The 5,646-nt window shown below is 69.2% G+C and carries 4 protein-coding genes; all 4 read right to left on the bottom strand.

Features of this window, described 5'->3' with window-relative positions:
• Positions 1–136 precede the first annotated feature (136 nt).
• The 4 genes from gnd to AC1VXD_RS19655 all read right to left on the bottom strand — a co-directional run bounded on the left by gnd (position 137) and on the right by AC1VXD_RS19655 (position 5,341).
• The gene (gene gnd / locus AC1VXD_RS19670; RefSeq protein WP_482993461.1) at positions 137–1,042 is read right to left on the bottom strand and encodes a phosphogluconate dehydrogenase (NAD(+)-dependent, decarboxylating); all 906 of its coding nucleotides are present in this window, start codon (positions 1,040–1,042) and stop codon (positions 137–139) included.
• 10 nt (positions 1,043–1,052) lie between these two features.
• On the bottom strand, positions 1,053–2,306 hold the full coding sequence (locus tag AC1VXD_RS19665) for a hypothetical protein (protein WP_482993460.1): 1,254 nt from the start codon (positions 2,304–2,306) through the stop codon (positions 1,053–1,055).
• 2 nt (positions 2,307–2,308) lie between these two features.
• Positions 2,309–2,983: a DUF2242 domain-containing protein gene (locus AC1VXD_RS19660; protein ID WP_482993459.1), complete on the bottom strand. Its 675-nt coding sequence runs from the start codon at positions 2,981–2,983 to the stop codon at positions 2,309–2,311.
• A gap of 180 nt (positions 2,984–3,163) precedes the next feature.
• Positions 3,164–5,341 carry a carboxy terminal-processing peptidase gene (locus tag AC1VXD_RS19655; RefSeq protein ID WP_482993458.1) on the bottom strand — a complete coding sequence of 726 codons (2,178 nt, stop codon included), beginning with the start codon at positions 5,339–5,341 and terminating at the stop codon, positions 3,164–3,166.
• Between the last annotated feature and the right edge of the window lie 305 nt (positions 5,342–5,646).

The following is a 5,646-nucleotide window of genomic DNA, read 5'->3' as shown; positions in this document are numbered from 1 at the left end:
GGCGCGCGCGCCGCGGCCCCGGGCCCCCAACCCCCCCCCCCCCCCGCGGGGGGGGGCGCGCCCCCCCCGGGCGCTCCCCCACCGCCGGGGCGCCCCGGCCCCCCCCCCCCCCCCCGCTACCGATCCGTCGTGATGCTTACGACTTCTTGATGGCGTGGCCGCCGAATTCGTTGCGCATCGCCGAGAGCAGGCGGTCGGTGAACGAATTGGATTCGCGCGAGCGCAGGCGTTCCAGCAGCGACAGAGTGATCACCGGTGCGGGCACGTCCAGGGCAATCGCTTCGGCAACGGTCCAGCGGCCTTCGCCGGAATCCTCGACGTACGGGGCGATGCCATCCAGCGACGGATTGCGCTTGAGCGCCTCGGTGCTCAGGTCCAGCAGCCACGAACGCACCACGCTGCCGTGACGCCAGACGTCGGCCACCTGGGCCAGGTCCAGTTCCATCTCCTGCTTGCGCTCCATCAGCGCGAAGCCTTCGGCATAGGCCTGCATCATTCCGTACTCGATGCCGTTATGGACCATCTTGGTGAAGTGGCCGGCACCGGACGGGCCGACACGGCCCCAGCCACGATCTTCGGCCGGGGCCAGGGTGCGCAGCAGCGGCGCGACCTGCTCCACCACCTCGGCGTTGCCACCGACCATCAGGCTGTAGCCTTCCTGCAGGCCCCAGACGCCACCGCTGGTGCCGCAGTCGACGTAGCCCAGGTCATCCTCGGCCAGCGCCTTGGCGCGGCGGATCGAGTCCTGGTAGTTGGAGTTGCCGCCGTCGATGACGATATCGCCTTCGGCCAGGTGCGGGGTCAGCTGGCCCAGAGTCTGGTCGACGGTTTCGCCGGCCGGCACCATCAGCCACACCACGCGCGGCACCGGCAGTGCCGCAACCGCCGCGGCCAGCGAGTCGACGACCTCCAGGCCGGCCTCGGCGGCGCGCTGGCGGGCACTTTCGCCCGGGTCGTAGCCGACCACGCGGTGGCCGCCGCGATGCAGGCGTTGGGCCATGTTGGCGCCCATGCGACCGAGGCCGATCATTGCAATGTCCATTGTTTCACCTTCAGTTGGGGTCTAGGGTCAGGCTGCCTGGCCGGCCGGTCGCCGCGCAGTGGCGCAGCTGCGCCTCGCGCCAACGCCGAAAGAGCGTGGTATGCAGATTGTGCAACGCCAGGTCGATGGAAAACGACGTGCGTGGGTTGCGGTCGAGCAGGCGGATGATGTGGTAACCGATGGGACGTATACCGCGTGGGTGCACATAGATCACGAACTGCTGGTAGAACGGATCGTCCAGCAGCTGGTCCAGCCGTGCCAGCGTGGCCTGGAAACGCGGTTGCAGCTGCGCGCGCAGGCCGGGGTCGCGTTCGTACAACAGGCGTTCGAAATAGCGGCGGCCGAGCCGCGGAAGGCTCTGCGCAAGCTTCCAGATCTCGGCGTTGCGCTGGTCGTACCAGGCCAGCCCGCCGTGCGCGGCCAATGCCTCTGCGGCGTCTGCGCCCACGTCGACGACGATGAAGTTCTCGGCCTGGTTGCTCAGGTCGTCCAGCGTGGCGACGTCGCCCACGTGTTCGATGAAACCAGGCACGCCGAGGAAGGCCGTACGGCCCATCGCCGCAGTACGCACCGCTTTGCCATCAGCAAAGAACTCACCGGCTTGCGCGCCGAGCAGGATGCTGTCGGTGTCGTGCAGGCCCAGCAACGTGCCGATCGACAGCTCGGCGGGCGCGAATTCGGCATCGAAGGCGGCATCGCCGTACAGCTCGCGCTGGGTGGCCAGCTGCGCGACCTGGCGGCCCACGCCACATTCGGCGCGCACGCTGCCGGTGTAGAACGCGTCCAGCGCGCGGCTGTTGCCGGCCAGCGGCGTGTAGCCACGTCCGAAGCTGCGGGTGTTCTGCCAGCCCTGCGCAGGCGCGCCGCGTGCGCCGAAGCCGATCCAGCCCAGCTGCAGGCCACTGAAGCGGAACCCGGGGTTGTCCTGCAGCGCCTGCGCCGCGCGCTGCGCCGCTGCGCCCAGCTCGAAGGTATACGCGCAGAGCGTGGCCGGGTCGTCGAGCAGGCGCTGCAACAGGGCCTGCCGCGCGTCGTCGGTCATCGACGCCGGCCAGCGCACCTGCAGGTCGCCGGCCTGCTGCGCGGCCTGCAGCGACGCGCGCGTGCAGACCGGCCCGCCGTGGATGCTCGGCGCCTCGATCATGGCAGTTTCGAAGCGCCAGCCCAGCCGCTGCAGCAGGCCCTGCGCGCACGCGCCGGTGGCGGCGCTGCCAAGCACGGGCCAACCCAGCAGCAGGGCCAGCCCCAGCGCCCTGCCCTTCATCGTCAGCCCTGGTCGGCTGGAGGTTGCGGGGCGGGCTCGGCGGGCGTGGGGGTGGCCGGTGCCGCGGGCTCAGGGGCCGGTACGGCCGCCGGTGCCGGCTCCTGCACCGCCGCCGGTTGCGGGGCCGCCGCAGGCGTCGGCTTCGCCGCTGCGGCCGCCGGCAGGTACTGGTGCAGGCGGTCAAAGAAGCGGCGATAGAAATCGGAATCGGTGATCGTACTGCTGGCAACCTTGACCAGCGAATCGTCATTGCTGCCGAACGGCAGCGACACCGAGCCCAGCGCACCCACGCCGACACTGGCCGAGGTCGGGCTCTTCTTCAGCGCGTACCGGTCCTGCACGGCGCTGACGAACACCAGCGCCTGCTCGCTGCCGCGGGGTGCGCAGGAAATGCGCAGCACCAGCTGCTCATGGTCGTCCTCGCGCACCTGGAAATTCTTGTTGCCTTCCACCTGCCCATCGTCGGCACGCGCGATCGCATAGCCCTGGCTGAGCAGGGTGCGGCGTGCCGCTTCGCAGGCCTCGGCCGGGCGGCCATCGACAGTGCGCGAGAAGGTGTCGCCCGAATCGAAGGATTCGCGCAGCAGGCTGTTGTCGGCAGCACGGCCACCGCAACCGGCCAGGGCCAGGGTGCTGGCCACGGCCAGCAGGGACAGCGAAAGACGGGAGGCCCGCATGGGTACTCCTGCGAGAACGGAAGCCCTAAGGGTAGACCCGGGGCCGTGTGCGCCAGGTCGAAGCCCCCGCCCCCGTTGCTCCCGGTTCATCGACGTCCGCCGAGCATGGGCTGGCGCTGACGGAAAAACAAACGGGGCCGGCAATGCCGGCCCCGTGGGGTACTTCACGTCAGCGGCGGGTCAGTCGGCCCAGCGGCCGGCGCCGGTGGACTGCGGCAGCACCTGGGCCGACAGCGGGCGGTCGGTCTCCAGCAGGTTCACCGCATCGGACAGGATCGACGCCGATTCACGCAGCAGCGGGTCCGGACGCTTCTCGGCGGCCTTCTCGCGGGCGGCATCCTTGACGATGTCGCGCTCGTTACCGGTCAGTCCGTCATCGCTGCTGTCATCGGCCAGCGGGTCCAGGGCCAGGCCCAGTTCCTTGCGGGTGATCTGGCGGTCCTTGCGCTGCTTGTCCTGGCGCTCACGCTCGGCCAGGCGGGTGGCTTCATTGAGCGAGACATACTTCTTGGCCGCCTCGGTGCGGAACTGCTGCACGTCCTCGTTCCACCACTGGAATTCCTTGTCGGTGGCGATACGGGCTTCGTGGCGCGTTTCCAGCTTCGGCAGCAGCGGCGCGAAGTTGCCGTACTGGGTGTGCGGCACGGCGGCGATGCGGGTCCACGGCAACGCGTTGTCGTAGGTGCTTTCGCCGAACTCGGTGGCATCGACGCTGGCCGGGAAAGCCAGGTCCGGCACCACACCCTTGTGCTGGGTGCTGCTGCCGCTGATGCGGAAGAACTGCGCGATGGTCAGCTTCACCTGGCCGAAGCGCTGGGTCTCGCCACTCGGCCAGCGGTCGAGGTCGACGATGTTCTGCACGGTGCCCTTGCCGAAGCTGGTTTCACCGATGACCAGGCCACGGCCGTAGTCCTGGATGGCACCGGCGAAGATCTCCGAGGCCGAGGCCGAGCCACGGTTGATCAGCACGGCCAGCGGGCCGTCCCAGGCAACACCCTGGTTGCGGTCGCTGTTGACGGTGACGCGGCCACCGGATTCGCGCACCTGCACCACCGGGCCCTGCTCGATGAACAGGCCGGTCAGTTCGATGGCTTCATCCAGCGAACCACCACCGTTGTTGCGCAGGTCCAGCACCACGCCGTCCAGCTTGTCGTTCTTGAAGCCGGCCAGCAGCTTGGCCACGTCGCGGGTGGCCGAGGCGTAGTCGGCGGCATTGCGGCGACGGCCTTCGAAATCCTGGTAGAAGGTCGGCAGCTTGATCACGCCCACCTTGCGCTCGGGCTGGCCATCCTTGCCCGGGATGGTCATGGTCTCGCCCTTGGCCGCCTGTTCGGCCAGACGCACCTTCTGACGGGTCAGCAGCAGGGTGTGGTGCTTGCCGTCCACGCCGTCCTCTGCAGAGATGAACTCCAGGCGGACCTGGGTGTCCTTGGCGCCACGGATCTTGGCCACCACGTCATCGATGCGCCAGCCGATCACATCGTCCACCGGCCCGGATTTGCCCTGTCCGACGCCGACGATGCGGTCGCCCGGCTTCAGGGTGCCGTCCACGGCGGCCGGACCACCGGCGATGATCTCGCGGATCACCACCATGTCGTCCTGGCGCTGCAGCTGCGCGCCGATACCTTCCAGCGACAGCGACATCGCCTGGTTGAAGTTCTCGGCGGTGCGCGGGGTGAAGTAGTCGGTGTGCGGGTCGACGGCGCTGGTGTAGGCGTTCATGAAGAACTGGAAGACGTCCTCGCCCTTCAGCTCGTTGACGGTCTTTTCCAGCGTCGCGTAACGCTTGTCCAGGGTCTTGCGGATGTCGTCGGACTTCTTGCCGGCCAGCTTCAGGCGCAGCCAGTCGTTCTTGACCGACTTGCGCCACAGCTCATCGAGCTCGGCATTGCTGGCCGCCCACGGCACGTCCTTGCGGTCGTACTCAAAGCGCTCGTCGGTGGTGAAGTCCGGTTCCTGCTTCAGCAGCTTGCGCGCGTAACCGACGCGCTCGCCGACGCGCTGCTTGTAGACGGCGAATACTTCAAAGGCAGGCTCCAGCTCGCCGCCGCGGATGGCGTTGGCGATGCCGGCCTGGAACGGCGCGAAACGGGTCACGTCGGCCTGGGTGAAGTACTGCTTGCCGCCGTCGAGGGTTTCCAGGTAACGCTTGAACACGTCCTTGGAGGTGGCCTCGTCCAGCGCGCGCGGCCGGTAGGCGTAGCGGCTGTCGGACAGCAGGCCGTAGACCAGCTTGGAGGTGGTGACCTGGTCGGCGGTCGCGGCCGCCGGCAGCGCCGGCGAGTCGGCCTTGGCCGCCAGCGCCAACGGCGCGACCAGCGCCAGGGCCATCAGGAATGCGGGGGCTTTGAATTTCATGAACGTGCTCGAAGGCGCCTTGCCAAGGGGGAGACTGCAGGGTGTTCAGACACCACGACAGTGCCGAAAGTTGCCGTGGTTGTCACCCGGCCACGTTCGGTGGAAATCCAGCCTAGCGGGGCCGGTGTAGCAAATTGTGAATGCAGGGCAAGGCGTGCGGACCAACGGTCCGCACCCACCGGGGAGCGGGTGACAGCCACCGGTAGCGGGGGGGGGGGGGCCGCGGCGGGGCGCGGCCGGGGCGCCCCGGGGCGGGCCCGGGCGGGCGGGGGGGGCGGGCGCCCGCCCGCGCGGGGGGCCGGGGG

The organism is Stenotrophomonas sp. STEN054, from assembly GCF_056854535.1.
This window is presented reverse-complemented; position numbering and strand designations above follow the sequence as displayed.